This is a genomic window from Pantoea sp. PGP6, from assembly GCF_053474785.1.
Window position 1 is genome coordinate 1,129,041 of record NZ_JBQBMA010000001.1, and the last position, 23,969, is coordinate 1,153,009.

The 23,969-nt window shown below is 55.8% G+C and carries 28 protein-coding genes, 1 other RNA gene and 1 pseudogene; 8 read left to right on the forward strand and 22 right to left on the reverse strand.

Annotated elements, in window-relative coordinates:
- The first annotated feature begins 120 nt into the window (after positions 1–120).
- The 3 genes from ACLIBF_RS05450 to ACLIBF_RS05460 are packed head-to-tail and all read left to right on the forward strand — an operon-like array spanning position 121 to position 2,667.
- Positions 121–1,017 carry an ABC transporter substrate-binding protein gene (locus ACLIBF_RS05450; protein WP_371601280.1) on the forward strand — a complete coding sequence of 299 codons (897 nt, stop codon included), beginning with the start codon at positions 121–123 and terminating at the stop codon, positions 1,015–1,017.
- A 13-nt stretch (positions 1,018–1,030) separates the two neighbouring features.
- A complete protein-coding gene (locus ACLIBF_RS05455; RefSeq protein ID WP_069729693.1) occupies positions 1,031–1,885 on the forward strand; it encodes an ABC transporter permease in 855 nt (284 codons plus the stop codon).
- The gene (locus ACLIBF_RS05460) at positions 1,882–2,667 is read left to right on the forward strand and encodes an ABC transporter ATP-binding protein (protein WP_279810569.1); all 786 of its coding nucleotides are present in this window, start codon (positions 1,882–1,884) and stop codon (positions 2,665–2,667) included. The genes ACLIBF_RS05455 and ACLIBF_RS05460 overlap by 4 nt, the downstream gene beginning before the upstream one ends.
- A 35-nt stretch (positions 2,668–2,702) precedes the next feature.
- On the opposite strand, the gene ACLIBF_RS05465 is transcribed toward ACLIBF_RS05460, so the two are convergent.
- The 5 genes from ACLIBF_RS05465 to ACLIBF_RS05485 are packed head-to-tail and all read right to left on the reverse strand — an operon-like array spanning position 2,703 to position 7,667.
- A complete protein-coding gene (locus tag ACLIBF_RS05465; protein WP_031376467.1) occupies positions 2,703–3,380 on the reverse strand; it encodes an ABC transporter ATP-binding protein in 678 nt (225 codons plus the stop codon).
- Positions 3,373–4,203, reverse strand: coding sequence for an ABC transporter ATP-binding protein (locus ACLIBF_RS05470; protein ID WP_279810566.1), 831 nt, complete (start codon positions 4,201–4,203; stop codon positions 3,373–3,375). The genes ACLIBF_RS05465 and ACLIBF_RS05470 overlap by 8 nt, the downstream gene beginning before the upstream one ends.
- Positions 4,193–5,050 carry an ABC transporter permease gene (locus tag ACLIBF_RS05475; RefSeq protein ID WP_089562473.1) on the reverse strand — a complete coding sequence of 286 codons (858 nt, stop codon included), beginning with the start codon at positions 5,048–5,050 and terminating at the stop codon, positions 4,193–4,195. The genes ACLIBF_RS05470 and ACLIBF_RS05475 overlap by 11 nt, the downstream gene beginning before the upstream one ends.
- Positions 5,047–6,099, reverse strand: coding sequence for an ABC transporter permease (locus ACLIBF_RS05480; protein ID WP_159223296.1), 1,053 nt, complete (start codon positions 6,097–6,099; stop codon positions 5,047–5,049). Before ACLIBF_RS05480 ends, ACLIBF_RS05475 begins: the two co-directional genes overlap by 4 nt.
- Positions 6,099–7,667, reverse strand: a complete 1,569-nt coding sequence (locus ACLIBF_RS05485) for an ABC transporter substrate-binding protein (protein WP_031378047.1) — start codon at positions 7,665–7,667, stop codon at positions 6,099–6,101. The genes ACLIBF_RS05480 and ACLIBF_RS05485 overlap by 1 nt, the downstream gene beginning before the upstream one ends.
- A 659-nt stretch (positions 7,668–8,326) precedes the next feature.
- Between ACLIBF_RS05485 and mgtA the strand changes: the two genes are divergently transcribed.
- Complete coding sequence (gene mgtA, locus ACLIBF_RS05490) at positions 8,327–11,029, forward strand: magnesium-translocating P-type ATPase (protein WP_089562471.1); 2,703 nt, start codon at positions 8,327–8,329, stop codon at positions 11,027–11,029.
- A 7-nt stretch (positions 11,030–11,036) separates the two neighbouring features.
- Positions 11,037–11,126, forward strand: a complete 90-nt coding sequence (gene mgtU, locus ACLIBF_RS05495) for a magnesium transporter protection protein MgtU (RefSeq protein WP_252867572.1) — start codon at positions 11,037–11,039, stop codon at positions 11,124–11,126.
- Positions 11,127–11,217: 91 nt separating this feature from the next.
- Here the strand turns inward: mgtU and ACLIBF_RS05500 are convergent, their stop codons facing one another.
- The 11 genes from ACLIBF_RS05500 to ACLIBF_RS05550 form a co-directional block, all read right to left on the reverse strand.
- A complete protein-coding gene (locus ACLIBF_RS05500; RefSeq protein ID WP_031378049.1) occupies positions 11,218–12,072 on the reverse strand; it encodes a PA4780 family RIO1-like protein kinase in 855 nt (284 codons plus the stop codon).
- Between the two features lie 350 nt (positions 12,073–12,422).
- The gene (locus tag ACLIBF_RS05505; protein WP_031378050.1) at positions 12,423–12,911 is read right to left on the reverse strand and encodes a cold-shock protein; all 489 of its coding nucleotides are present in this window, start codon (positions 12,909–12,911) and stop codon (positions 12,423–12,425) included.
- A gap of 317 nt (positions 12,912–13,228) precedes the next feature.
- The gene (locus ACLIBF_RS05510; RefSeq protein WP_031378051.1) at positions 13,229–13,474 is read right to left on the reverse strand and encodes a YmjA family protein; all 246 of its coding nucleotides are present in this window, start codon (positions 13,472–13,474) and stop codon (positions 13,229–13,231) included.
- 335 nt (positions 13,475–13,809) lie between these two features.
- Complete coding sequence (locus ACLIBF_RS05515) at positions 13,810–14,997, reverse strand: site-specific integrase (RefSeq protein WP_279810556.1); 1,188 nt, start codon at positions 14,995–14,997, stop codon at positions 13,810–13,812.
- Positions 14,961–15,164: an excisionase gene (locus ACLIBF_RS05520; protein ID WP_069729684.1), complete on the reverse strand. Its 204-nt coding sequence runs from the start codon at positions 15,162–15,164 to the stop codon at positions 14,961–14,963. The genes ACLIBF_RS05515 and ACLIBF_RS05520 overlap by 37 nt, the downstream gene beginning before the upstream one ends.
- A 226-nt stretch (positions 15,165–15,390) precedes the next feature.
- Positions 15,391–15,597 (reverse strand): hypothetical protein, encoded by a 207-nt coding sequence (locus ACLIBF_RS05525; RefSeq protein ID WP_279810554.1) that lies wholly within the window; start codon positions 15,595–15,597, stop codon positions 15,391–15,393.
- A 1-nt stretch (position 15,598) separates the two neighbouring features.
- On the reverse strand, positions 15,599–15,829 hold the full coding sequence (locus ACLIBF_RS05530; protein ID WP_279810552.1) for an ANR family transcriptional regulator: 231 nt from the start codon (positions 15,827–15,829) through the stop codon (positions 15,599–15,601).
- On the reverse strand, positions 15,826–16,188 hold the full coding sequence (gene gamL / locus ACLIBF_RS05535; RefSeq protein ID WP_279810550.1) for a host nuclease inhibitor GamL: 363 nt from the start codon (positions 16,186–16,188) through the stop codon (positions 15,826–15,828). The genes ACLIBF_RS05530 and gamL overlap by 4 nt, the downstream gene beginning before the upstream one ends.
- Positions 16,185–16,388 carry a hypothetical protein gene (locus ACLIBF_RS05540; RefSeq protein ID WP_279810548.1) on the reverse strand — a complete coding sequence of 68 codons (204 nt, stop codon included), beginning with the start codon at positions 16,386–16,388 and terminating at the stop codon, positions 16,185–16,187. The genes gamL and ACLIBF_RS05540 overlap by 4 nt, the downstream gene beginning before the upstream one ends.
- 137 nt (positions 16,389–16,525) lie before the next feature.
- The gene (locus ACLIBF_RS05545; protein WP_279810547.1) at positions 16,526–16,750 is read right to left on the reverse strand and encodes a hypothetical protein; all 225 of its coding nucleotides are present in this window, start codon (positions 16,748–16,750) and stop codon (positions 16,526–16,528) included.
- A gap of 104 nt (positions 16,751–16,854) precedes the next feature.
- Positions 16,855–17,061, reverse strand: coding sequence for a ParE family toxin-like protein (locus tag ACLIBF_RS05550; protein ID WP_448309470.1), 207 nt, complete (start codon positions 17,059–17,061; stop codon positions 16,855–16,857).
- A 195-nt stretch (positions 17,062–17,256) separates the two neighbouring features.
- Here ACLIBF_RS05550 and ACLIBF_RS05555 point away from each other — a divergent pair, with 195 nt between their 5' ends.
- A complete protein-coding gene (locus ACLIBF_RS05555; protein WP_001118645.1) occupies positions 17,257–18,180 on the forward strand; it encodes an IS5 family transposase in 924 nt (307 codons plus the stop codon).
- A gap of 55 nt (positions 18,181–18,235) precedes the next feature.
- Here the strand turns inward: ACLIBF_RS05555 and ACLIBF_RS05560 are convergent.
- From ACLIBF_RS05560 to smpB, 3 genes and pseudogenes are all read right to left on the reverse strand, one after another.
- Positions 18,236–18,712, reverse strand: a pseudogene (locus tag ACLIBF_RS05560) (integrase arm-type DNA-binding domain-containing protein); the annotation flags it as partial.
- A gap of 166 nt (positions 18,713–18,878) precedes the next feature.
- Positions 18,879–19,240, reverse strand: a transfer-messenger RNA (tmRNA) gene (ssrA, locus tag ACLIBF_RS05565).
- Between the two features lie 43 nt (positions 19,241–19,283).
- Positions 19,284–19,766: an SsrA-binding protein SmpB gene (gene smpB / locus ACLIBF_RS05570; RefSeq protein WP_046288168.1), complete on the reverse strand. Its 483-nt coding sequence runs from the start codon at positions 19,764–19,766 to the stop codon at positions 19,284–19,286.
- Positions 19,767–19,924: 158 nt separating this feature from the next.
- On the opposite strand from smpB, the gene ACLIBF_RS05575 reads away from it, so the two are divergent.
- Both ACLIBF_RS05575 and ACLIBF_RS05580 read left to right on the forward strand, forming a co-directional pair.
- Positions 19,925–20,359, forward strand: a complete 435-nt coding sequence (locus ACLIBF_RS05575) for a type II toxin-antitoxin system RatA family toxin (RefSeq protein WP_031376296.1) — start codon at positions 19,925–19,927, stop codon at positions 20,357–20,359.
- Positions 20,352–20,645 carry an RnfH family protein gene (locus ACLIBF_RS05580; protein ID WP_031376295.1) on the forward strand — a complete coding sequence of 98 codons (294 nt, stop codon included), beginning with the start codon at positions 20,352–20,354 and terminating at the stop codon, positions 20,643–20,645. Before ACLIBF_RS05575 ends, ACLIBF_RS05580 begins: the two co-directional genes overlap by 8 nt.
- Before the next feature lie 87 nt (positions 20,646–20,732).
- Here the strand turns inward: ACLIBF_RS05580 and bamE are convergent, their stop codons facing one another.
- The 3 genes from bamE to nadK form a co-directional block, all read right to left on the reverse strand.
- Positions 20,733–21,080 carry an outer membrane protein assembly factor BamE gene (gene bamE, locus ACLIBF_RS05585; protein ID WP_031376294.1) on the reverse strand — a complete coding sequence of 116 codons (348 nt, stop codon included), beginning with the start codon at positions 21,078–21,080 and terminating at the stop codon, positions 20,733–20,735.
- 186 nt (positions 21,081–21,266) lie between these two features.
- Complete coding sequence (recN, locus tag ACLIBF_RS05590; RefSeq protein WP_448309471.1) at positions 21,267–22,928, reverse strand: DNA repair protein RecN; 1,662 nt, start codon at positions 22,926–22,928, stop codon at positions 21,267–21,269.
- A gap of 84 nt (positions 22,929–23,012) precedes the next feature.
- On the reverse strand, positions 23,013–23,891 hold the full coding sequence (gene nadK / locus ACLIBF_RS05595; protein ID WP_031376292.1) for an NAD(+) kinase: 879 nt from the start codon (positions 23,889–23,891) through the stop codon (positions 23,013–23,015).
- Between the last annotated feature and the right edge of the window lie 78 nt (positions 23,892–23,969).

Below are 23,969 nucleotides of genomic sequence, written 5' to 3' on the forward strand. Positions count from 1 at the left end.
CTTGTATAGATAAGACTATACAACCTTGAGATGTTCACCTTGTGACGGGAGTGGAAGATGAATCAGCAAATCAGGCGGGCGGTCAGTGCAGTGGCGTTATCGGTAGCGATCGGCAGCACGATGGTGGCGCAGGCGGAAGAAACCCCGGTCGCCATCGGCATTTCGGGCTGGACCGGGTTTGCACCGCTGACGCTGGCGGACAAAGCGGGCATCTTTAAAAAGCATGGTCTGGCGGCGGAGGTCAAAATGATCCCGCAGAGCAGCCGTCATCTGGCCGTGGCATCCGGCACCATTCAGTGTGCCGCCACCACTGTGGAAACCTACATCTCGTGGAACGCGGCCGGCGTGCCGATCAAGCAGATTGTCCAGCTCGACAAATCCTACGGTGCTGATGGTCTGGCGGTGCGCGGCGGAATCAACAGTATCAGCGATCTCCGGGGCAAAGTGGTGGGCGTCGACGCACCCGGCACCTCACCTTATTTCGCGCTGGCGTGGATACTCGATAAAAATGGCATGACGATGAAAGATGTCCGTCTGGCCACCCTGTCGCCGCAGGCCGCCGCACAGGCGTTTACCGCCGGGCGAAACGACGCCGCCATGAGTTATGAACCTTATCTCTCTGCAATCCGCAAACAGCCGGCGGCCGGCAAAATTATCGCCACCACTCTCGACTATCCGATGGTGATGGATACTTTAGGCTGCACACCGACCTTCCTGAAAGCCCATCCGCAGGCGGCAAAAGCGCTGGTTGAGAGCTACTTCGATGCGCTGGAGATGATCAAACAGCAACCGGAGAAATCGTACCAAATTATGGGCGCGGCGGTGAAATCGAGCGGCAAAGAGTTCGCCGAATCAGCGAGTTATCTGCGCTGGCAGGGACGCGAAGAGAATCGGGCATTCTTTAACGGTGGCATTCAGAGCTTCAGCGACGAAGCGGGCAAACTGCTGCTGCGCGCCGGCGTGATCAAAACCGTGCCGGATATCAACAGTCTCTACGATGCCAGCTTTGTCCAGTAACGGGAGATCGCCGATGGAGATCAGTAAACCTCAGCCAGCCACGCCGCCGGACACGCTGCCGGACGCACCGAAGCGCTGGCACAATCCCTTAATGGTGCCGCTAAAACCGGTTGCTGCGCGGCTGCGTATCGGCCTCGGCATCGGTTTTTTCGTGCTGTTTGTCGCGGTCTGGGCGCTGGTCACGCTGGGCGGCATGGTGTCGCCCACCTTTCTCGCCGATCCGATCACTATGCTGCAACAGGGCGTAACGCTGTTCACCGAGTACAATTTTGCGCTGGATATCGGCATGACGGTGATGCGGGTGCTTTCGGGATTTGTGCTGGCGGCGGTAATCGCGGTGCCGCTTGGCATCATGATGGGTGCGTTCAAAACCTGGGAAGCGTTTCTTGAGCCTTTCGTTTCGTTTTGTCGTTATCTGCCGGCGTCAGCCTTTGTGCCGCTGCTGATCCTCTGGGCAGGCATTGGCGAGATGCAGAAAATCCTGGTGATCTTTATCGGATCATTTTTCCAGATCGTCCTGATGGTGGCGGTAACGGTCAGCAGTGCCCGGCGCGATCTGGTGGAAGCTGCCTATACGCTGGGCTGTAGCAACCGATCGATAGTGCGACGGGTGTTGATCCCCGGCGCGGCACCCGGCATTGCGGAACTGTTGCGTCTGGTACTGGGCTGGGCCTGGACCTATGTGATCGTTGCGGAGTTGATCGGATCGGAAAGCGGCATCGGTCATATGATCGTCGACAGTCAGGCGCTGCTGAATACCGGACAGATCATCTTCGGCATTATCGTCATCGGCCTGATTGGGCTGCTGTCCGATTACCTGTTTAAGCGGGTCAATCGGCGGCTGTTTGCATGGAGTTACCCGGCATGAAACAGAGCAAACTGAACGTACGCGGCGTCGAACGCTGGTTCAACGGGCCGCAGGGTGAGCAAACCCAGGCGCTGCAACCGATCTCCTGGCGGGTGGAGGAGAACGACTTCGTCACCATTCTCGGCCCGTCCGGCTGCGGCAAATCGACCCTGCTGCGGATTATCGCCGGACTGGACAGCCCGACGCGCGGCGAAATCTGGCTGGATGGTGCGCCGGTCGACGGGCCCGGCGCAGATCGCGGCATGGTCTTCCAGAGCTACACCCTGTTTCCGTGGCTGACGGTAGAAGAGAACGTCTGCTTTGGCCTGCGTGAACGCGGCATCAGCGCCGCACAGCAGCAGCAGCGCTGCGAATACTATCTGCATCAGGTGGGGCTGCGCGGCTTCGCCCGTCACTATCCGCGCCAGCTCTCCGGCGGTATGCAGCAGCGCACCGCCATCGCCCGGGCGTTAGCCAACGATCCGAAAGTGCTGCTGATGGATGAGCCGTTTGGCGCGCTGGATAACCAGACGCGGGTGATGATGCAGGAGCTGTTACTGTCGGTTTGGCAGCAGTCACGCAAAACGGTGCTGTTCGTGACCCACGATATTGATGAGGCGATTTTCATGGCCAACAAAGTGACGATCTTCAGTGCGCGGCCGGGACGAATTAAACAGGAGGTGGCGGTTAACTTCGGCATTGAGCGTGACTACACCCTGAAAACCTCGCCGGCCTTTATGGCGCTCAAGGCGGAGATTACCGAGTCGATCCGCAGTGAAACGCTGCAGGCGCTGGAGCACTAAGCGCCGGACGGCAGGCAGGGGCCGTCCGGCAGTTTTCAGGCACCGATCTGTTCGATGATCCGACCGTGCGCCATCCGTACCGCCCGATCGCACATGTGGTCGATAACGTCAGGATCGTGGCTGACCAGCACCATGGTTAAGCCATCCTGACGCTTCAGATCGTTCAGCAGATTGAGGATCTCCGCCTGTACCGACATATCCAGCGCCGAGGTAGGCTCATCCAGCAGCAGGATCTTCGGCTGCAACAGCAGGGCACGCACAATCGCCACGCGCTGGCGCTGACCGCCGGAAAGCTGGTGCGGATAGCGATCGGCCAGCGCCGGATCGAGCCCGACGTGGCGAAAGCCCTGGTCGATGCGATCGTTGATGTTGTCACGTTTAATCAGCTTCAGCGGCTCGGCCAGCGTCCGGCGCAGCCGGTGACGGGGATGCAGTGAGGCGTAGGGATCCTGAAACACCATCTGCACTTCCTGACGTAGCGCGCCGGTAAAGGCTTTGCCCGGCTCCACCAGATGACCGGCTAATTGCATCCGGCCCTGCCAGTGGGGATTCAGACCGGCCAGCACCCACAGCAGCGACGACTTCCCGCAACCAGAGGGACCCACCAGACCAAAACATTCCCCGGCATTAACCTCAAGGTTGACCTCATGCACCACGGTGCGCAGCTCGTAACCCTGCTTATGGGCGACGCTGAGATCCTGCAACTTAATCATGATGTGCCTCCAGCGCCGCACGATCCAGCACCGGCAGCAGCTGGCCGTGGGTCGCTTTACCCGGACGGCAGGCCCACAGCGTGCGGGTATAAGGATGGGTCGCCCGCGGCAGTTCGGCGGCAGGCAGGGTATCGAGCAGGCGGCCTTTGTACATCACCATCACCCGCTCACAGTGTTCCGACACCTGCTGCAAATCGTGACTGATCAGCAGCAGCCCCATATTACGCGCTTCGACCAGACCGCGAATCAGCGCCAGCACCTGATCGCGCATCGCATGATCGAGTGCTGAGGTTGGTTCATCGGCGATCAGGAAATCAGGATCGGTAATCAGGGCGATCGCCAGCATCACACGCTGGCCCATGCCGCCAGAGAGCTGATGCGGATAGTGCTGCATCAGGCGACGTGGATCGGGCAGGCCGACCGCATCCAGCATCTCGCAGACCTTCTCTTTGCGCTCGGCGCGGCTCAGGTGACGGTGCAGAATCAGCGGTTCTTCAACCTGCCAGCCAATGGTACGCGTCGGGTTAAGCGCATATTTCGGGTCCTGCATCACCATCGCCACCCGGTTACCGCGCAGCTGGCTCCAGCGGCGCTCCGTCAGCGTCAGCGCATCCTCGCCTGCCACCTGTAGCTGCGTAGCCTGCAAATGCAGGGCCGGTGACAGCAGTCCCATCAGGCTGCGGGCGGTCAGCGATTTCCCTGAGCCGGATTCACCGACCAGCGCCACGCGCTCGCGGCCCATAGAAAAACCAATGTTGTCGACCAGCAGCGCATCATCGCTACGGATGATCAGCCCTTCGGCGTGCAGCAGATTATTTGGCATGACGGGTATCCAGTCGGTCGCGCAGGCCGTCGCCTGTCAGGTTAAAGGCCAGGCTGGCAAACAGAATGGCAGCGCCCGGTGCAGCGGCGACCCACCATTGATCGAAAATGACTTTACTGCCTTCGGCCACCATCGATCCCCATTCGGCGGTTGGCGGCTGTACGCCCATGCCGAGAAAACCGAGACCGGCAGCCGCCAGAATGATGCCGCCGAGGCTCAGTGCCGCACGCACTACTGCGGTCGGCAGACAGAGCGGCAGGATATGGCCGAACATCAGACGAAAGCCGGTGATGCCCTGCATCCGCGCGGCGGCAAGGTAGTCGCTACGGCGCAGCGCCAGCGTTTCGGCGCGCGCCTGACGGGCAAACGGCGGCCAGCTGGTCAGCGCCAGCGCCAGCGCACCGTTCATCAGGCCAGGACCGAGAATCGCCACCAGCGCCAGCGCAATCACCAGATTGGGCAGCGACAGGAAGATATCGGTAATCCGCATCAGCAGGCGTTCAGTCCAGCCGCCGACGTAACCGGCGGTGATGCCGATCAGCAGGCCGGCCGGAATGGTCAGCACCAGAATCAGCGACACCAGCAGCAGGGTCGGACGCGCGCCGTAAATCACCCGCGACAGCAGATCGCGGCCAAAGCCGTCGGTGCCGAACCAGTGCTGCGCCGACGGCGCCAGCAGCCGGCTCGACATCGTTTGCAGATTAGGATCGAATGGCGCAACCAGCGGTGCCAGCAGCGCCATCAGGATCAGGATGGCGACCAGCGTCAGCCCAACGGTTAACGAGGTAACGCGTTGGCGGCGACGGCGTGGCCGCAGCGTTTCGAGTTCAGAAAGTTGTTGCGTCATCGGGTTCTCGGATCGGTTAACCAGGTTAAAACATCCGCCAGGGTGTTGATCAGGATAAAGCAGCTGCCGATCAACAGGGTGGAGCCGAGAATCGCCGGCACATCGCCGGAGAACAGGGCATTGGTCATGTAGCGGCCGACACCTGGCCAGGCGAAGACGGTTTCTGTCAGCACCGAGCCTTCCAGCAGCGTGGCGTAGGAGAGGGCGATCACCGTCACCAGCGTGCCCAGCACGTTCGGGAAAATGTGGCGCAGCAGGATGCGGACCCGACCGGCGCCTTTGGCCCGTGCCAGTACCACATACTCTTTGCTGCTCTCTTCCAGCAGCGCGGCGCGCAGCAGACGGGTAATCCCGGCCATTGCCAGCAGCCCGAGGATCACTACCGGCAGCCAGAGGTGTGCGATGGCGTTGCGGAACATCTCCGGCTCACCCGACAGCCAGCTGTCGATCAGCACAAAGCCGGTTTTCGGCTCAAGGGTGTAGACCCAGATATCGTCGAGTCGTCCCGGCCCGGCAGACCAGTGCAGCACCGCATAAAACAGCAGCAGACCCAGCAGGCCGAGCCAGAACACCGGCACCGAATAGCCGAGCAGGGAGATGAAGCGGGCCAGATTATCGATCCAGCTGCCCGGTTTCCACGCCGCCAGCAGCGCCAGCGTGACGCCAAATACCACGGCGAAAATCATTGCGCAGGTTGCCAGCTCAATCGTGGCGGGGAAGGTGGTCATCAGATCGCTGCTGACTGACTGATTGGTCAGCCGCGACACGCCGAGATCGCCCTGTGCCAGATGCGCAATGTAGCGCCAGAACTGCACCAGCACCGGCTGATCCAGCCCGAGATCGTGGCGCACCTGGGCATAAGTCGCTTCACTGGCGTGATCGCCGGCGATCTGCTGCACCGGATCGATCGGCGACAGATGCGACAGCATAAAGGTGAAGGCGAGCAGGCCAAGCAGGGTGACCAGTAGCGACAGGATGCTGCCGATCAGCCGCCCGCCTCGCTGCCAAAAAAGCCGGGCGGACCCGGCTGTAGCAACAGACTGTGCCATTACTTGGTGACCTGCGAGTAGTACACCATGTCAGGGTTGATGCCCTGGACATAGCCTTTCAGGTTGTCGCGCAGGGCGATCAGGTTCTTCGCCTGCATACCAATCACGTAAGGGGAGTTTTTCATGACCTCACGCTGCATCGCTTCATACAGGGCGACGCGTTTTTTCGCATCGCTTTCCGCCGTCGCCGCTACCACCTGCTTGTTCAGCTCCGGAATGTGCCAGTCGGAACGGAAGGCGATGGTTTTGCTGCCATCTTCCGGGTTATAGGCAAACGAGGCGGCGTTGGTGTTGGGATCAAAATAGTCCGAGCCCCAGGCGTTCAGCGTGGCTTCATACTTATGCGCTTTGACATTGGTTGAGACTTCAGAACTCAGGCCCGGAACCACCTCGACCTTCACGCCACCTTTGGCGAAGCTGCCCTGCAGCGCCTGCGCGATGTCGAGATAAGGCGGCTGGTTGCTGGTGGAAAGCTTAAAGCTGACGTTGGTCAGGCCGGCTTTTTTCAGAATCGCTTTGGCTTTCTCAGGATCGTAGCTGTAAGGCGTATCGTTGATTGCGCCGAGGAAGCCTTTCGGCAGGAAGGTCTGGTGCACATCGAACTGGCCTTTCAGCAGCTCATTGGCGATACCTTTGTAATCCCACAGGTAGCGCGCCGCTTCCCAGAATGCCGGGTTCTTCATCGTCTCGTTGGCACCGATGTTGAACTGGATGTAGTAGAGCGAGGCCATCGGAATCGCTTCGGTCTTCACGCCGGGTTTGCCGTTCAGCGCGGCGATCTGATCGGCACCGAGGTTACGGGCGATATCGGCATCACCCTGTTCCAGCAGCAGACGACGCGCGGCCGGTTCCGGCACGTTCTTGATCAGGATGTTCTTCATTTTTGGCGCACCGGCCGGCGAGGTTGGGTTGGCGCTCAGCAGCACCACCTGATGCATCACCACTTTACGGATCTGATACGGGCCGCTGCCGGCTGAATGGGTTGCCAGCCAGCCGTTACCGAAATCGCCATTTTTCTGATTCGCCATCGCGGTTTTCTCGTCGATGATCGACGAAACCGGGGCTGAAAGCAGGCTCAGTACGTAGGTCGGGCTGACGTCAGCGGTCCAGCTGATCTGCACGTGATTGTCATCGACCTTCTTCAGAAAGCCATCAACGTTATCTTTGTTCCAGCCGAGCTGCGTCAGGATGAAAGAGGGATCGAGGTTCAGTTTCACCACCCGGCCCAGCGAGAAGATCACATCTTCCGGACGCAGCGGATTGCCGGTGGAGAATTTCGCGTCTTTACGCAGTTCAAAGGTCAGGCTGCGGTTGTCGCTGCCGGGCTGCCACGAAGTTGCCAGCGTCGGTTTCAGATCGACCGGATTCTGCGGGTCAGACTGAACCAGGCGTTGATAAATATTGGTAAAGGCCTGCACGCTGGTGAGTTCAAACCCTTTGGCCGGATCGAAGCTATCGGCATCGTCGGTAGACTGCGCAATCACCAGTGTATCTTTGGGCGTCGCAGCCTGAGCAGAGAAGGCGGCAGCCAGCGTCAGCGCCAGCAGTGATGGAATTATAGTTTTCATGAAATTTCCTTGCCTTAAAAAAGTTACGCGAGTTTACGAAAGGGCTGATGCGAAGAATAGTCGAATATGGGCTAATCATATGCCAAAAAGGTATAAGCGAAAGGTTGTGGTTATAAGAAGGTAAAGTATTTGTTGTGTTATTTCCGGCAGTGCAGAAACGGAACATCAACGAAACGATAATTGCTATTATTAACCCTTTACCACGACCTTACGCTGTTTATAATAGCGGCAAATTATTTCAGGAGAATTCAGTTGGACAGTCACCCTCGATTTATCTTTATTCCGGCAAGCTGAATTCTTTTCGCTGCTTGCCACCCGGCGGGCAGCAATCCTCTCTGTTAGTGACGATTGCGCTCCTTATTTATCATCCTGTTATCTGAATGAGTGCGCGTTATGCTGCTGTTTATCTTAGCCCTTTTTCCTCCATCCCGACTGGCGTAGCCCAGGCTGCGCCCGATCTCTGCTTTCTGACACCTATTACGCAGCGCTAATTTCGCGTCGCGCGAAATTCTGCACGCCCTTATTTCTGAATACAGGAGGGATATATGGACGATCCCCGAAGGACACTTAATTAAATAACCCGGCAACGCCAGGTCTTCTCCGCATACCTTATTTGGGTGTGCAGGATAACTATTGCTTTAAATCAGGGAGATGTCGAAATGAGCGACATGAAACTGGAACAGGTTGTCATCAAATCTGACGACCACCGCACCATGAAGAAAACCAAAAAACTTTTTGCTATCGCCCGTGAAGCGGTCCAGCCAGTCGACGTCACGCTGGCCAACCTGCGCAGCGACCGCGATGGACTGACCCACGCCGAGGCTGCAGCCCGTCTGAAACAGTATGGCCCGAATGAGGTGGCGCATGAAAAAGCCCCTCCGGCGCTGATTCAGCTGCTGATGGCCTTCAACAATCCGTTTATCTACGTATTACTGGTGCTGGCGCTGGTCAGCCTGTTTACCGACTATCTGCTGCCGCTGCGCGCCGGTGAGGAAACCGATCTATCGGGTGTGATCATCATTTCCACTATGGTGCTGCTGAGCGGACTGCTGCGCTTCTGGCAGGAGTTCCGCACCAATCGTGCGGCGCAGGCGCTGAAGTCACTGGTGCGCAGCCAGGTCACAGTGCTGCGGCGTGATAGCGCCAGTGAAACTGCACAGCGTCACGACGTTGATATGCGCGAACTGGTGCCGGGCGATGTCATTCTGCTGAGCACCGGCGATCAGGTGCCTGCCGATGTCCGGCTGCTGAGTTCACGCAATCTGTTTATCAGCGAAGCGGTGCTGACCGGGGAATCCCTGCCGGTGGAGAAACAGAGTGGCAATATCACCGTCGATCCGCACGGCAAATCTGCCCAGGAGCTGCTGGCGCTCAATAACATCTGCCTGATGGGTACCAGCGTCGCCAGCGGCACGGCGAGCGCAGTGGTAGTAGCGACGGGCGGCGATACCTGGTTTGGATCGCTGGCCGCCTCGCTGGTGGGAAGCCGGCCGCAGACCGCCTTTGATCGCGGGGTTAATAGCGTCAGCCGGCTGCTGATTCGCTTTATGCTGGTGATGGTGCCGGTGGTGCTGCTGATTAACGGCTTCAGTAAAGGCGACTGGATGGATGCCACCCTGTTTGCGCTGGCGGTGGCGGTCGGCTTAACCCCGGAAATGCTGCCGATGATTGTCAGTGCCAATCTGGCCAAAGGCGCGATTGCGATGTCGCGACGCAAAGTGATCGTTAAACGGCTGAACGCCATTCAGAACCTCGGCGCGATGGACGTGCTGTGCACCGATAAAACCGGCACCCTGACTCAGGATACCATCCTGCTGGCGCACCACCTCAACCCGATGGGACAGGAAGATGGGCAGGTTCTGCTGCTGGGCTGGTTAAACAGCGGCAGCCAGAGTGGCGCAAAAAACCTGATGGATCGGGCGGTGCTGATGGCTGGCGACAAAGTGATCTCTCAGACCCGGCGCAGCCAGTTTCATCTGATTGATGAGTTGCCGTTCGACTTCACCCGCCGCCGGGTGTCGGTGCTGGTTGAAGATCTGGCGCATCATCGCTCGCTGCTGATTTGCAAAGGCGCGGTAGAGGAGATGCTGGCGGTGAGCAGTGCGATTCGTCAGGGCGAGACGGTGGTTCCGCTGGATGAACGGCAGCGGGCAGAACTGCTGGCGCTGACCCAACGCTACCATCAGCAGGGCTATCGGGTATTGCTGGTGGCGACGCGCGAAGGTGATTTGCACGCGCCGCTCAGTAACAGTGACGAGCGTGAGCTGACGCTGGAAGGGCTGCTGACCTTCCGCGATCCACCAAAAGCCAGTGCCGGCAAGGCGATTCGGGCACTGCGCGACAGCGGCGTGGCGGTTAAAGTGCTGACCGGCGATAACCCGCTGGTGACCCTGCGCGTCTGTCAGGATGTCGGGCTGAGCGATCCGGCGATGCTGACCGGTGATCAGATTGAGGCGATGGATGATGCGCAGCTGGCGCAGGAAGCGGAGCGTTGTAGCCTGTTTGCTCAGCTGACGCCGCAGCAGAAATCACGCGTGGTGCGCCTGCTGCAACACAACGGCCATACCGTGGGTTTCCTTGGCGATGGTATCAACGATGCGCCAGCGCTGCGCGCGGCCGACACCGGTATTTCTGTCGATAGCGCGGCGGATGTGGCAAAAGCCTCGTCCGATATTATCCTGCTGGAGAAAGATCTGCAGGTGCTGGGTGAGGGCGTGCTGAAAGGACGGGAGACCTTTGGCAATATCATCAAGTATCTCAACATGACCGCCAGCTCAAACTTTGGCAACGTGTTCTCGCTGCTGATCGCCAGCGCCTTTATTCCGTTTCTGCCGATGCTGTCGATTCATCTGCTGATTCAGAACCTGATGTATGACGTTTCCCAGCTGGCACTGCCGTGGGACAAAGTAGACCGTGATTTTCTGCGTAAGCCACGCAAATGGGATGCCGGCAACATTAAACGCTTTATGTTGTGGATGGGGCCAACTTCGTCGATTTTTGACGTCACCACCTTTGCGCTGATGTGGTTTATCTTCAGTGCCAACCACGCTGAGGTGCAATCGCTGTTCCAGTCAGGCTGGTTTATTGAAGGTCTGCTGTCTCAGACGCTGGTGGTGCACATGCTGCGGACCCAGAAGATTCCGTTCATCCAGAGTCGCGCCACCTTACCGGTGATGCTGACCACCCTGACAGTAATGGTGCTGGGCATTCTGATTCCGTTCTCGCCGCTGGGGGCGATGGTCGGGCTGGTGCCGCTGCCATGGCAGTACTTCCCGTGGCTGGTGCTGACGCTATTCAGCTACTGCCTGGTGGCGCAGGGAATGAAACGTTGGTATATCCGCCGTTTCGGCCAGTGGTTCTGAGGAGACGATGATGAAAAATGGCCGGATCGACAAGGTGTTCATCGGCGTGATGCTCATCGGTGTTGTGCTGATCATGTTGACGGTAATTCTGCGCTAAACAGCGGCCGCGGGAAGACTCGCGGCCTGCGGCAATAAAAAAGGCGGCTCAGAAGGCCGCCTTTACTGTTGGTTCACGCCGCTTTCAGCGCTTACTGCTCGTCGCGTTCCCGACTGGCGCGCTGGCGTTCGTAGTATTCATCTTCTGCGGTAATGATCTCATCCAGCAGCGAATCCATATCTACATTGTGCTCTTCTTCAACGAACAGACCGGTGAGCGGCGTTTCAGGGGTTAATTTCCCGTCTTCATACAGCAGCCAGATCTCTTTGGCATAGCGCGTCTGCAACAGCTGCGGGGCGAACTGGCCGTAATAGGCGGTGATATTGTTAACGTCACGCTCGAACATTGATTCGGCGTGGTTGTTCGCCGCGGCATCGACCGCCTGTGGCAGGTCGATAATCACCGGACCTTCGGCATCAAGCAGCACGTTAAATTCTGACAAATCGCCGTGCACGATACCGGCACAAAGCATGCGCACGATATTGCGGATCATGGTGTGGAAATCAGCGATGGCGTCCGCTTCTGACAGGGTGACATCACTCAGCCGTGGCGCAACTGCGCCGTCCGCATCGGTCACCAGCTCCATCAGTAATACACCGTCAATGCACAGATAAGGCTGCGGCACGCGGACACCGGCGTTGGCGAGGCGGAACAGCGCATCAACTTCTGCCGTCTGCCACGACTCTTCCTGCTGCTTGCGACCGAATTTGGTACCTTTCTGCATCGCACGCGCGTTACGGGTGTTACGGGTTTTACGTCCTTCCTGATACTGCACTGCCTGCTTAAAGCTACGCTGCGTCGCCTCTTTATAGACTTTGGCGCACTGGATCTTGTCACCGCATAACACAGTGTAGACGTCAGCTTCCTTGCCACTTTTCAGTCGCTGAAGCACGTCATCAATCAGGCCATCATCGACCAGAGGTTGGATTCTGTTTGGGATTTTCATGCGGCTTTATACCTTATTTCAGCCCCTTTTCGTATCAATAACACCAACGGCGATAATAGAAAAAAATTGGCAACGTCTGAAGGAAGTGACTAATTCTACCCTGGAAAAAGGTTTTAGGAAGGTGATCCTTTATTGACCGGCCAGCATCAGGCGAGTTTAAGCGGAGTCAGGCAATTTGACGGGCTGATTGATGACAATCGGTAAAACGCTTTACCGTCGGCGGGCAATCCTGACGCTATCGCTTTTTAATCAGAATCAGGATTAGCGGAACGAGCAACAGAGTGCCCTGAAGAAAAGGCTATGGCGAAATCCTGCGGCTGAATGGCAGGATTTCGACCAGCGTCACCGGGTTACTTCAGACCTTTGAGCAGTTTCACCGTGCTTTCGATGTCGATCTCATCTTCGGTGAAGATTAAGGTCGAACCCTGGAAGGTAGTGATAGCCAGTTTCTTCAGCGATCGCATTTCACCGGGCTTCACGTCTGATTTCGGTCGGATATTGCTTAACAGCACGCCTACCGACAGCACCGGATTCTCTTTATCGATGCGGGTGTCGACCGGCACTTCTTCGCTGTAGACCAGGTAAGATTTGATCGCGGTGATCTTGATGCGCTCGCCGGCGATAAAGATGTATTTGCTTTCCGGCACCACTTTCACCGCATAGGCCGACAGACCTTTGTTGTTGGTGGTGGGTTCAAAGGTGACGGCAGCGTCTTTCTTGATCAGATCAGGGTTGGCGACCTTAATCACATGAAAATAGCGGTTCTCACCGTTTTCATCTTTGATAAAACCAAAACCCTTATCTTTGAACCAGGTTGTGATTGTTCCGTTCATCGCCATTACCGCCTGTTTAATCGTTTATCTACTCAGTTTTTTACAGCGCGCAGTGTAAAGCACAATGCCTGCGCAGACTATATCAGTGTGGATGATAAATTTTGGTCTGTAAGAGAGCAAGCCGGTGAAGCGCTAAACGGTGCCGGGATAATCGCGGGTCAGGCGTTGTGAAAAAGTTCACCACGCAGTTGCAAAGAGAAGGGACGTTGGCCTGGTCTGGACAGTACGCGGATAAGCGCTGCAGATGATGATGCCGGTCGCATGATCCGGGCAGGTGAGGTCACCATCGTAACCTGCCGCCTGCCCGGCGCGTTCGGGTAAGGTTACTCGTTACCCCATTGGTTCAGGAAGGTCGCAATCTCATCGATACGCTCTGCATCGATGCCCGCTTCAGTGGCCATCTGCTGCTGCGATTCTTCACTGATCTCTTCATTGTTCATCAGACGGGTGATCAGTAACTGGAAATAGTGCGCCAGCGGTGTGCGTTCTGCGTCGCTCACCGGCTTAGCGGATTCGGTCGCATACTCATCTGCGACGTCATAGTACTTGAGGGGAATATCGTTAGTCATAAAGAGTCCGCTAAGTTGAGGTTCCGTTCAGGTGCTGCCTGCGCTCGGTGGTGCAGATAGCCGGGTTATTATTTCGTGTTTGGGTTGGGGCTGTAAAGGTTTGATCGATGAGGGGTTGAGGAAGGGAGAGGGCGGTCAGGGCTTTTAGTCTGCTGCGGTAATTGAGAAGGGTGTTGTGTCCGGCTGCGGAGGTTTTACAAATACAACAGAGCCTGGAGGGCGTAAGGCTTGTGGGCTTTGAGAAGTTCATTAGGCTGGCGGGAGTTGAACACGGCTGAACCCTCCGTAATTAAATGAAATAAAAGCAGTATTTTTTGAAAAGGGTACGCGACTGTTCATGCGGCTCCTTTTGAGGGGTTATCTGCGAGGCGCAGCACTCTTTTAACCGTGTGACCGTCATACTCTTCCAGGTAGGCTCCATAGTGGCGGAACAGCATTTCCGGTCCTTTATGTCCCATCTGCGAAGCCAGCCAGAAAAGGTTTGCGCCCTGACTGATATGTCGGGTGGCGAACGTGTGCCGGGTCTGGTAGGGATTGCGGTACCGGATGCCTGCCTTCTTAATCGTAGGGACCCAGGCCTTTTTGCGTATGGCATCCGCACTCGCCCAGGGCAGTCCGGTTTTCGGATCTTCAAAAACAAACTCTCCCTTTTCAAAGGTGAACATTTTCTGACTGGCGAGTGCCGCGAGAGCATCACCGTTCAGATCCACTTTTCGCCTGCCGGCCCGGGTCTTGGTGGTCTTGATTATGCCAACCACGCTGGCGTTCCGGACGCTGGCCTGGCGCTTCTCTGCATCGATATCTTTCCACGACAGCGCACACAGCTCTGAACTCCGCAGCCCCGTGTTGATAGCAAACCGGAAAAGATTTTCCCATTGCTGATTACCGGCAGCATGAAGCAGGGCGCTGACTTCGTCGGGTGACAGGGGATCGACGACATACCGGCTCTCCTCCGGACGCTGGCTCCGGTAGCGGGACGCCTTGACCAGCGTGACCGGATTTACCGGAATGACACCATCGATTACCGCTTCATCCAGGGCTGAGCGCAGGAATGACAGCTGATTCCTGATGGTCTTTAGCACAGTGGTCTGCGCCTTGATCCAGTTTTTCAGTAACGCCGGCGTCAGCTCAGCCGCGCGCACCTCATGCAGATCCCGCAGCGCATCCATGCATTTTTTATAGCCACGGATTGTCGAGGGGGACAGGTTGCGGGTCTGACAGATGGCCAGATATTCACTCAGGTAGTGTTTAACCTGGCAGGCGTTACCGGTTTTACCAAACAGCCTGAGCTTGGACGATTTTGGAAAGTAATCGGCATAACTGAACGTTCCTCTTCCGATGTGGTTGTAGATCTCACCCAGCAACCTCTCCGCATATCTGATGTTCCTGGCATTTACCGTCAGGTGTGACAGCGGCTCCCTGCACTTCACACCTTTATAGGTAAAGGTAATGTTTATTGTCGTTTCATTCCGGTGCCGGCGGATGGTTACTCCCCGCGGTAGTCTGACGTCTGTCGTGCCCATTTACTGACCTCATTCAAATCGATCCAGCGTTCCTTAGCGCCGCTGACTTTCAGTACCTGAATACCCTCCCGCCAGAAACCCCGCTGCACGCGTTTGGTGATAGCGTCCGGGGTTTCTCCGGTTTCCCTGCAGTAAAGAGAAATAGGAACGCACTGTAGATTCAGCATATTTACCTCTCAGAGTGAAACTGCCGTGGCAGTGGTGATTTATCAAAACGATACCCGGCACAGACCGGGCATCGGCATCAGTGGCTGGACAGCGCGAGCAGCATGGATAAGGATGCCGCGACGCAGAGCAGCCCTGTCATCAGCCCGGCCCCGATCGTTACGGAAACCATGAAGATGCAGCCGAACCGGCGAACGGATTTGAGCAGACCTGCATAAGATGTTTTCCTCATGAGTAACCTGCGGCACGCGGATGTTTTTTCCGGCCGGGTGAAGGAGAGCCGGTGCTGTCGTGCAGTACCAGATGAATGATGGAAAAGACCACAGCCAGCTGGATCAGCATCCCGAGTACAGTCAGCAATACCAGCAGCGTGATGGCTAACAGACTGCAGTCCGTACTGCAAAGTTGTGCATAAGGTATCTCAGAGGCATTCATGTCATTTCTCCTTCTCAGGTTTGATCACGCCCCATTCGCGCCTGAGTGCGTTATCACAGAGCGCGCAGCGTTCTTCCGCCCATTGCCTGTTGCTCTCACGCAGGGCCAGCCCGGCCGCTGCTTTCCAGGCTGCTGCGGCAAATCCGTAAGCACCGGCATTTTCAGCCTCAGCAGCAATCCTGGCCAGCCGCATATAGGGCATGGGCTTCTGCAGGGAAACGGCTTTTTTCATTGCGCCATCCCCCGATTCATACAGACCGTGCCCTGACAGGAGGATACGGCGTTACGCCCGGCCAGACGCTCTGGCTGGTGGACGGGTTCATCAGCGTGGCACCGTGTGTAATTGCGCTGCGCCTGCAGGAAAGCCAGTTTCCAGATGAAATCCTGATAAACATCATCGGCACCGGCCTGTTCACAGCATGCTTTCACTTCCGGATCCTGCCGCCAGTGACGAAAGCCGGCAAGCTGTGGCGGAAAGCGCTGAATCAGCCGTGCGGTTTCGTCATCAATCCACTGCTCTTTTTTTATGGTGGCCAGCTCTTCCGCGCTGAGCTCATCCCGGCGGCGCTCCAGCTGGATATACGGCATCATGGCTTACCCTCCTGCAGAAGAATTTCAACTACGCGGTCCAGCCCTTTCTGGAGCAGCGGTGGCTGAGGCGGCAGGGCTGGCGGAGGCGAGGACGCGAAACTGGCTCCGGTCAGAATGTTATCCGGTGCAAACTCGATGGAGCGAATGGCGTCAAACGGGCGAGCAAAAGCGGCATCGCCCCTGATGGCTGGTTGCATCATGGGAAATGGTCCTTTGAACAGTTGGGTTAAACGAATATGCTTAGTGAAAAGCCGGGCTGACTGTCAGAAAGAGGTGTGGCCAGAAGGTAAAATGGAAATTTACCGGACAAGACCACAACCCGTTAAAGGGGGGTAGTTCAATACTCCTCCTCTTGTCTTGCGGCGTTCAGTGCGGCAAAGATACTCACCGGATCACCTGATATCAGTGTCCGGAGAATAATAATGCCGGTAGTTGTGACATCAGCTTCAGGGACGGCTTCCAGTGCAGCCTCAACAACACGGATATGCTCAGAAAGGCATAAAATGAAGCTCTTGATGGTGAGTATCGAACGCACACCATTGGTGATGTAATCAATTTTCACGGTTACTCCTTAATCGCGCTGGCCCGTCCTCAGCAGAAGGTCAGTGATTAAACATTGATGATTGACTGCCTAAGCCAGCGGGGTGCCTAAGCGAAGCGCTGGCCTTAAATCTGTTTGTCATAATCTGCGTGACTCAGCAACTCCCAATGCTGTCCGTTATCTCTGGAGAGGAGCCGCCATTGCGGGGTGACCCGAAGCGTGAGGTATCTGTCACGACAGGTTCGCCTCGCCCGGATTTTTTCTGCGCGCCATAAGCTGATGATCCGTTTGGCGCGCCGCATTATCCGGGCAGGTGCATGCGGTTTGGGCATCGTATTTACCTCATTTCAGCGACACAGGCGGCTTCTGCTCAAATGCCCGGGGAATACCTGCACGATCTCTGATGCACTGACGGCTGCGTTCTAACGGGCAGGGTGTCAAACTAAACCGGGCTTTGTTGAATAAATCGAACTTTTGCTGAGTTGAAGGATCAGATCACGCATCCTCCCGACAACACAGACCATTCCGTGGCAAAGCAAAAGTTCAGAATCACCAACTGGTCCACCTACAACAAAGCTCTCATCAACCGTGGCTCCCTCACTTTCTGGCTGGATGATGAGGCGATTCAGGCCTGGTATGAGTCGGCAACGCCTTCATCACGAGGAAGGCCCCAGCGCTATTCTGATCTCGCCATCACCACCGTTCTGGTGATTAAACGCGTATTCCGGCTGACCCTGCGGGCTGCGCAGGGTTTTATTGATTCCATTTTTGCCCTGATGAACGTTCCGTTGCGCTGCCCGGATTACACCAGTGTCAGTAAGCGGGCAAAGTCGGTTAATGTCAGTTTCAAAACGTCCACCCGGGGTGAAATCGCACACCTGGTGATTGATTCCACCGGGCTGAAGGTCTTTGGTGAAGGCGAATGGAAAGTCAGAAAGCACGGCAAAGAGCGCCGTCGTATCTGGCGAAAGTTGCATCTTGCTGTTGACAGCAACACACATGAAGTTGTCTGTGCAGACCTGTCGCTGAATAACGTCACGGACTCAGAAGCCTTCCCGGGCCTTATCCGGCAGACTCACAGAAAAATCAGGGCAGCCGCGGCAGACGGGGCTTACGATACCCGGCTCTGTCACGATGAACTGCGCCGCAAAAAAATCAGCGCGCTTATTCCTCCCCGAAAAGGAGCAGGTTACTGGCCCGGTGAGTACGCAGACCGCAACCGTGCCGTTGCTAATCAGCGGCTGAGCGGAAGCAATGCACGGTGGAAATGGACAACGGAATATAACCGTCGCTCGATAGCGGAAACGGCAATGTACAGAATGAAGCAGTTGTTGGGAGATTCACTGACGCTGCGTGACTACGATGGTCAGGTAGCGGAAGCTATGGCCATGGTGCGTGCGTTGAACAGGATGACAAAGGCTGGGATGCCAGAAAGCGTGCGTATTGCCTGAAAATCCAGCCAGCTACAGGGTCGTTCGCAAGAAATCTTATTTATTCAACAAAGCCCATTTTAGGGCGAATCTCCTTAATGGGGGTATCACCCAACGTTGGAAAGATATTTCTCTCTAGGCTTCGCCAGATGTCGTTAGCATGATCTTGGGAGATGCCTGACGTTTTGACTTTCTCATCAAGCCACTTCCTGGCTACTGCTTGAAATGTATGTTCCGTGGCATCCTTAAGGGCATTGGCTTTGTGGGTGTTATGAACTTGTGGGTCTATACCATTTGCAAGCAACGACAAGTACTCATCACGTAAAGCTCGTGCCTTCGCAAGTGTAAGGTGAGGATAGGTTCCTAAGCTCACCTTAGTTCGCTTTTTGGTCACAGGCACTGCATATCTGAAATACCAATTTTTCTTTCCTCCCTTCGCCAAGGGGGCGATTCGCAGGAGCAAACCATCGCCGTCAAAAAGGTTAACCTCTTTCTCGGCAGGTTTGGTGCTTTTGATTTCAGTGTCAGTGAGCTTCTTAGCGATTTTTGCCATGTTTGGGACCCTCATGTTTTGGACCCTTCGTGTTGGGTCCCAAAAAGGGTGCCATAACGAGTAGATTCTAGCAATTCTCGGTAGACTATTATAGACGTAAAAAAGCCCGCAAGGCTGGTTCCATGCGGGCTTGATAGACTTCACTGAACTTCAATATATCAAAAATTGGTGGAGCTGGCGGGAGTTGAACCCGCGTCCGAAATTACTACACCGTCGGCACTACATGCTTAGTCAGTTTTTACATTCGCCGGTTAGCTGCGAACAGACACGCCACTAACAGACTAGCCTGATTGGATTTAACGCTTCAACCCCAGGCAAGGCATCCACGCGATCTCTTTTGGGTTTGACTTCTCTTGATCCCCGTCTTAAGAGCGGAAGCTAGGGAGAGAAGGCTCTAAGCAGGTTATTAAGCTGCTAGTGCGTAGTTTTCGTCGTTTGCGACTATTTTTTTGCGGCTTTTTACGAGGCAAACCGCCCCTCGGCATGCTCCTAAGGCTTCACAATCCCGTCGAATCCAGAATCAGCCCCAGAACTTCAAATACTAGCAAAAAAGCAGGTCAGAATCCAGCGCTTAACGCTTTGAATTCTTCATGATACGTGCTTTATCCAGTTGCCATTCGCGGTCTTTGATATCGTCACGTTTATCATGCTCTTTCTTACCGCGTGCAACACCAATCTTCAGTTTACACCAGGCGTTCTTCCAGTAGAGCGAGAGCGCCACGATGGTATAACCTTCGCGATTGACGCGGCCATACAGTGAATCCAGCTCACGTTGCTTCAGCAGCAGCTTGCGGCTACGCGTGGGATCGCACACCACATGGGTAGAGGCAACGGCTAAGGGTTGAAAGGTTGAACCAAACAGGAACGCTTCGCCATCGCGCAGCAGAATATAGCTGTCGCTGATGTTGGCTTTGCCGGCACGAAGTGATTTAACTTCCCATCCTTGCAACGATAATCCCGCTTCGTACTCCTCTTCGATGAAGTATTCGTGGCGGGCGCGTTTGTTCATGGCAACAGTGGCAGAACCGGGTTTGTGTGATTTTTTCTTTGTCATAGTGCGGCGTATTTTACATCACTTAGTCGGTTATCGCATCCCCAGTCCAGCGGGGCAGCAGGAAACGGGATATTCTAGCACACCCTTACTCGGGGGCATTTTTGTTTAATCGCTGAAAATGCTATTATTCAGCGGTTTCGTGATGAACAGGAACCATTATGGCTCAGATTAGTCGTTCGGCGCTGGTCCCGTTTAGTGCCGGGCAGATGTACAAACTTGTAAATGATGTGGATGCTTACCCGCAATTTCTGCCGGGTTGCACCGGAAGCCGCGTGCTGGATGCGTCAGAGAATCAAATGACCGCGTCCGTGGATGTGTCGAAAGCAGGCATCAGCAAAACATTTACCACCCGCAATACCCTGACGGATAACCAGAGCATTCATATGCAACTGGTTGACGGGCCGTTCCGTAAGCTGACCGGCGGCTGGAAATTCATCTCGCTGGGCGATGACGCCTGCAAGGTTGAGTTAAGCCTGGAGTTTGAATTCACCAACATGCTGGTAGAGATGGCCTTTGGACGGATCTTCAAAGAGCTGGCCAACAGTATGGTGCAGGCCTTCACCCAGCGTGCCAAAGAGGTTTACAGTGCCTGATATTTCGGTTGAGGTGGTCTACGCGCTGCCTGAAAAGCAATACCAGCTCTACGTCAAAGTGGAGCAGGGCAGCACGGTAGAGCAGGCGATACAGCAATCCGGAATTCTGGAGCTGCGCCGTGAAATCGACCTCAGCAGTAATAAAGTAGGTATCTACAGCCGGGCCGTTAAGCTCAGTGATGTGGTGGATGAAGGCGATCGGATTGAAATCTATCGACCGCTGATTGCCGATCCTAAAGAGCTGCGTCGTCAACGCGCAGAGCGCTCTGCATCCGGTAAAAAGTAAGCAGCAGACAGCAGGGCAGCAATGACCTGTTAATCCGCAGCATAAAAAAAGGCGCTCAGTGCGCCTTTTTTGCTGTCTGCCGTTTAGTTAGTCGCTTTTTTGCGCCAGATTCGGCTTGTTGTCGATATTGGTCAGGACGCCGTTACCATCAAAATTGAGCGTCAGCGTCTGCTGCTGAACGCGCTCATGGCCTGGTTCCTGACGGAAAACGTAATACCAGACGTTGCTGCCGAACGGATCTTTCATCATTGGCGTACCGAGCGTGTAAGCCACCTGCTGCTGGGTCATACCGGTGTGAATCTTGGCCACATCATTGGCAACCAGATAGTTACCCTGGTTGATATCAGGACGATATACCACGCGCTCTAAGGTGGAACATCCGGCGGTCATCATCAACATTACCACTGCCGCGGCAGTCAGCGTTTTACAGCGCATCTATACATTCCTTTTCCGGGGCCAAACGCCTTTTACAGGCTGTTTTTTTGCCAACAAAATCTGAACTCTGCCTGCGGCAGGCTTTATTACTTTGGCGACATAAGTGCCGATGATAATAAACCTTTTCGCTATTGGGAACCTCTACAGAGCATGCATATGACCACGGCAGGTTAAAAAAGTGCGCTATCAGGCGGCTAAAAGTTCTTTGGCGTTAGCCAGCGTGTTGCGTGTGACCTCGCTACCGCCCAGCAGTCGCGCCAGTTCCTGCAGCCGCGCGCGCTTGTCCAGCGGCTGCATATGGGTTTCGGTCATGGCGCCATCGGTCTCTTTGCTGACAAAGAAGTGCTGATGACCACAGCCTGCCACCTGCGGCAGGTGAGTCACACACATCACCTGAGTCGATTCGCCCAGCTGGCGCAGCAGTTTGCCTACTACGGCGGCGGTCGGACCGCTGATCCCGACATCAACTTCATCGAAAATCATCGCTGGCGTTTCCATTTTCTTCGCAGTGATGACCTGAATCGCCAGGGCGATACGGGACAGCTCACCGCCGGAGGCGACTTTGCCGAGCGGCTGCAGCGGATGACCAGGGTTAGTCGTCACCTGGAAGTCGATGCGGCTGGCACCTTCAGCAGTCAGTTGGTCCGGGTTAAAGGTCAGGGCAATCTTAAACTGGCCGTGCGGCATAGAGAGCAGATGCATGCTCTGGGTAATCAGCTGCTGCAGCTCCTCAGCGTACTGAGTGCGGTGCTGATGAAGCTGCTCCGCGCTTAACAGGGCTGCCTGATAGTGCTCGCCAACCAGCGACTGCAGGCTCTCCTGATCGCTTTCATGCTGTGACAGCAACTCCGCTTCCGCCAGTAACTGCTGATGCAGTTCAGGCAGATTTTCCGGCGTAACGTGATGCTTACGCGCCAGAGCGATCTGGCGTGAAATACGCAGCTCCAGTTCATACAGACGATTCGGATCGAGATCGAGGCTGTCGCAGTAATGACGCAGCTCGTCGCTGGCTTCACTCAGCTGAATGGCCGCTTCTTCCAGCAGGTTATAAACCCCGTTCAGTTTCTCATCCAGCGAGGTCAGCTCAGACAGCATCTCACGAGCGCTGTAGAGCAGGCTGCAGAGATTGTTATCGTCGCTATCCGCAAGCAGTTGCAGCGCCTGCTGACTGGTCGACAGCAGCTGTCCGCTGTTTGCCAGCCGCTTGTACTCTTCGTCAATCTGCTCATATTCACCAGCCTGCGGTGCAAACTCGTTCAGCTCTTTCAGCTGATATTGCAGCAGTTCGCGACGTGCTTCACGCTCCTGAGCCTGCTGCTGATGCAGTGCCAGGGTGCGGCAGCTCTGATGCCAGGCCTGATAATGAGTACGCATGCGCTGCAGCAGATCGTCATGACCGGCGTAGGCATCCAGCAGATGTTTCTGGTGCTCAGGTTTGAGCAGCAACTGGTGCGCGTGCTGGCCGTGAATCTGAATCAGTAACTGGCCGAGGTCGCGCAGCTGCGACAGCGGAACCGCCGTGCCGTTGATGAACCCGCGTGAGCGTCCGTCCGCGCTAATCACCCGACGCAGCAGACACTCATTGCCATCATCCAGATGGTTATCCATCAGCCAGCGCTGAGCAGAAGGGGAGGACTTAAGCTGGAAGCGGGCGCAAAGATCGGCCCGGCTGGCGCCCTGACGCACCATGTCGGCATCTGCGCGACCGCCCAGGCATAATCCCAGGGCATCAATCGCGATAGATTTACCGGCACCGGTCTCACCAGTGATTGCTGTCATACCGCGTTGGAAATCAATGTCGAGCTCACGAACGATAGCGAAATTACTGATGGTCAGTTGGGCCAGCATAGGTTCACCTGTATGAATAAACACATATGGTTTTTCATACAGTATAAACTGGAATTTTATCCAGTAAAGAGGCGGCACGGCTTTTCAGAACAATTTTTTTGACCAGCCCAGTTTCGAACTCAGCGTATTGAAATAGCTGTAGTTTTTAGGGTGAATCAGATTCAGGTGACTGGCACTGCGTCGGATCAGCACATCCTCACCTTCCTGGATCGGCAGCGCAATCTGGCTGTCGCAGCTGATCTCCAGGTCGCTCCGGCGTGAAGAAAAGCGCAACCGGATGGTACTGCTGCTGTTAATCACCAGCGGACGGGCCGACAGAGTATGCGGGAACATCGGCACCAGCACAATTGCCTCCAGCGAAGGCGTGAGTATCGGGCCGCCGGCAGAAAGCGAGTAGGCGGTGGAACCGGTCGGCGTGGAGATAATCAGGCCGTCTGAGCGCTGGGAAAAGGCAAATACTTCATCGATATAGACTTCAAACTCGATCATGTGCGCCACTTTTCCGGGATGCAGCACCACTTCATTGATCGCCGAGCCAATGCGTGGCGAACAGTCTGATTTACATACCTGGGCTTCCAGCAAAAAGCGGCTCTCAACGAAGTAGTTGCCCTGCAATACTTCATCCAGCTGCTGCTGCGCATTATCCGGGTCGAGATCGGTCAGAAAACCGAGGTTGCCGCGGTTAATGCCAATCACCTTAATGTCATAGCGCGCCAGCACCCGGGCCGCGCCCAGCATATTGCCGTCACCGCCGACCACCACCGCCAGATCTGCCTGTTGACCAATCTCAGCCAGCGTCCCGGTCTGGACGTCGTGTAGCGCCAGCTCCTGCGCGATTTGCTTCTCCACGATCACTTGATAACCTTTGGCGGTCAGCCAGCGCCAGAGCATCTCATGCGTGGTTAACGCGGTGGGATGGCGTGGATGACCCACAATACCAATGCAGTTAAAGTGTTTGTTCATCGAGTGGGTGTTCCTTATAAGCCAAAACGGCAAGGCAATGTGATAGGTTCCCTTGAAACCGTCAAACCGATCCCCATA

Excerpts from the sequence above, each read along its gene's own strand:
- ACLIBF_RS05450 (WP_371601280.1), top strand. The coding sequence starts at position 121 with ATGGTGGCGCAGGCGGAAGAAACCCCGGTCGCCATCGGCATTTCGGGC.
- ACLIBF_RS05455 (WP_069729693.1), top strand. The coding sequence starts at position 1,031 with ATGGAGATCAGTAAACCTCAGCCAGCCACGCCGCCGGACACGCTGCCG.
- ACLIBF_RS05460 (WP_279810569.1), top strand. The coding sequence starts at position 1,882 with ATGAAACAGAGCAAACTGAACGTACGCGGCGTCGAACGCTGGTTCAAC.
- ACLIBF_RS05465 (WP_031376467.1), bottom strand. The coding sequence starts at position 3,380 with ATGATTAAGTTGCAGGATCTCAGCGTCGCCCATAAGCAGGGTTACGAG.
- ACLIBF_RS05470 (WP_279810566.1), bottom strand. The coding sequence starts at position 4,203 with ATGCCAAATAATCTGCTGCACGCCGAAGGGCTGATCATCCGTAGCGAT.
- ACLIBF_RS05475 (WP_089562473.1), bottom strand. The coding sequence starts at position 5,050 with ATGACGCAACAACTTTCTGAACTCGAAACGCTGCGGCCACGCCGTCGC.
- ACLIBF_RS05480 (WP_159223296.1), bottom strand. The coding sequence starts at position 6,099 with ATGGCACAGTCTGTTGCTACAGCCGGGTCCGCCCGGCTTTTTTGGCAG.
- ACLIBF_RS05485 (WP_031378047.1), bottom strand. The coding sequence starts at position 7,667 with ATGAAAACTATAATTCCATCACTGCTGGCGCTGACGCTGGCTGCCGCC.
- mgtA (WP_089562471.1), top strand. The coding sequence starts at position 8,327 with ATGAGCGACATGAAACTGGAACAGGTTGTCATCAAATCTGACGACCAC.
- mgtU (WP_252867572.1), top strand. The coding sequence starts at position 11,037 with ATGATGAAAAATGGCCGGATCGACAAGGTGTTCATCGGCGTGATGCTC.
- ACLIBF_RS05500 (WP_031378049.1), bottom strand. The coding sequence starts at position 12,072 with ATGAAAATCCCAAACAGAATCCAACCTCTGGTCGATGATGGCCTGATT.
- ACLIBF_RS05505 (WP_031378050.1), bottom strand. The coding sequence starts at position 12,911 with ATGGCGATGAACGGAACAATCACAACCTGGTTCAAAGATAAGGGTTTT.
- ACLIBF_RS05510 (WP_031378051.1), bottom strand. The coding sequence starts at position 13,474 with ATGACTAACGATATTCCCCTCAAGTACTATGACGTCGCAGATGAGTAT.
- ACLIBF_RS05515 (WP_279810556.1), bottom strand. The coding sequence starts at position 14,997 with ATGGGCACGACAGACGTCAGACTACCGCGGGGAGTAACCATCCGCCGG.
- ACLIBF_RS05520 (WP_069729684.1), bottom strand. The coding sequence starts at position 15,164 with ATGCTGAATCTACAGTGCGTTCCTATTTCTCTTTACTGCAGGGAAACC.
- ACLIBF_RS05525 (WP_279810554.1), bottom strand. The coding sequence starts at position 15,597 with ATGAATGCCTCTGAGATACCTTATGCACAACTTTGCAGTACGGACTGC.
- ACLIBF_RS05530 (WP_279810552.1), bottom strand. The coding sequence starts at position 15,829 with ATGAAAAAAGCCGTTTCCCTGCAGAAGCCCATGCCCTATATGCGGCTG.
- gamL (WP_279810550.1), bottom strand. The coding sequence starts at position 16,188 with ATGATGCCGTATATCCAGCTGGAGCGCCGCCGGGATGAGCTCAGCGCG.
- ACLIBF_RS05540 (WP_279810548.1), bottom strand. The coding sequence starts at position 16,388 with ATGATGCAACCAGCCATCAGGGGCGATGCCGCTTTTGCTCGCCCGTTT.
- ACLIBF_RS05550 (WP_448309470.1), bottom strand. The coding sequence starts at position 17,061 with ATGCCCAAACCGCATGCACCTGCCCGGATAATGCGGCGCGCCAAACGG.
- smpB (WP_046288168.1), bottom strand. The coding sequence starts at position 19,766 with ATGACAAAGAAAAAATCACACAAACCCGGTTCTGCCACTGTTGCCATG.
- ACLIBF_RS05575 (WP_031376296.1), top strand. The coding sequence starts at position 19,925 with ATGGCTCAGATTAGTCGTTCGGCGCTGGTCCCGTTTAGTGCCGGGCAG.
- bamE (WP_031376294.1), bottom strand. The coding sequence starts at position 21,080 with ATGCGCTGTAAAACGCTGACTGCCGCGGCAGTGGTAATGTTGATGATG.
- recN (WP_448309471.1), bottom strand. The coding sequence starts at position 22,928 with ATGCTGGCCCAACTGACCATCAGTAATTTCGCTATCGTTCGTGAGCTC.
- nadK (WP_031376292.1), bottom strand. The coding sequence starts at position 23,891 with ATGAACAAACACTTTAACTGCATTGGTATTGTGGGTCATCCACGCCAT.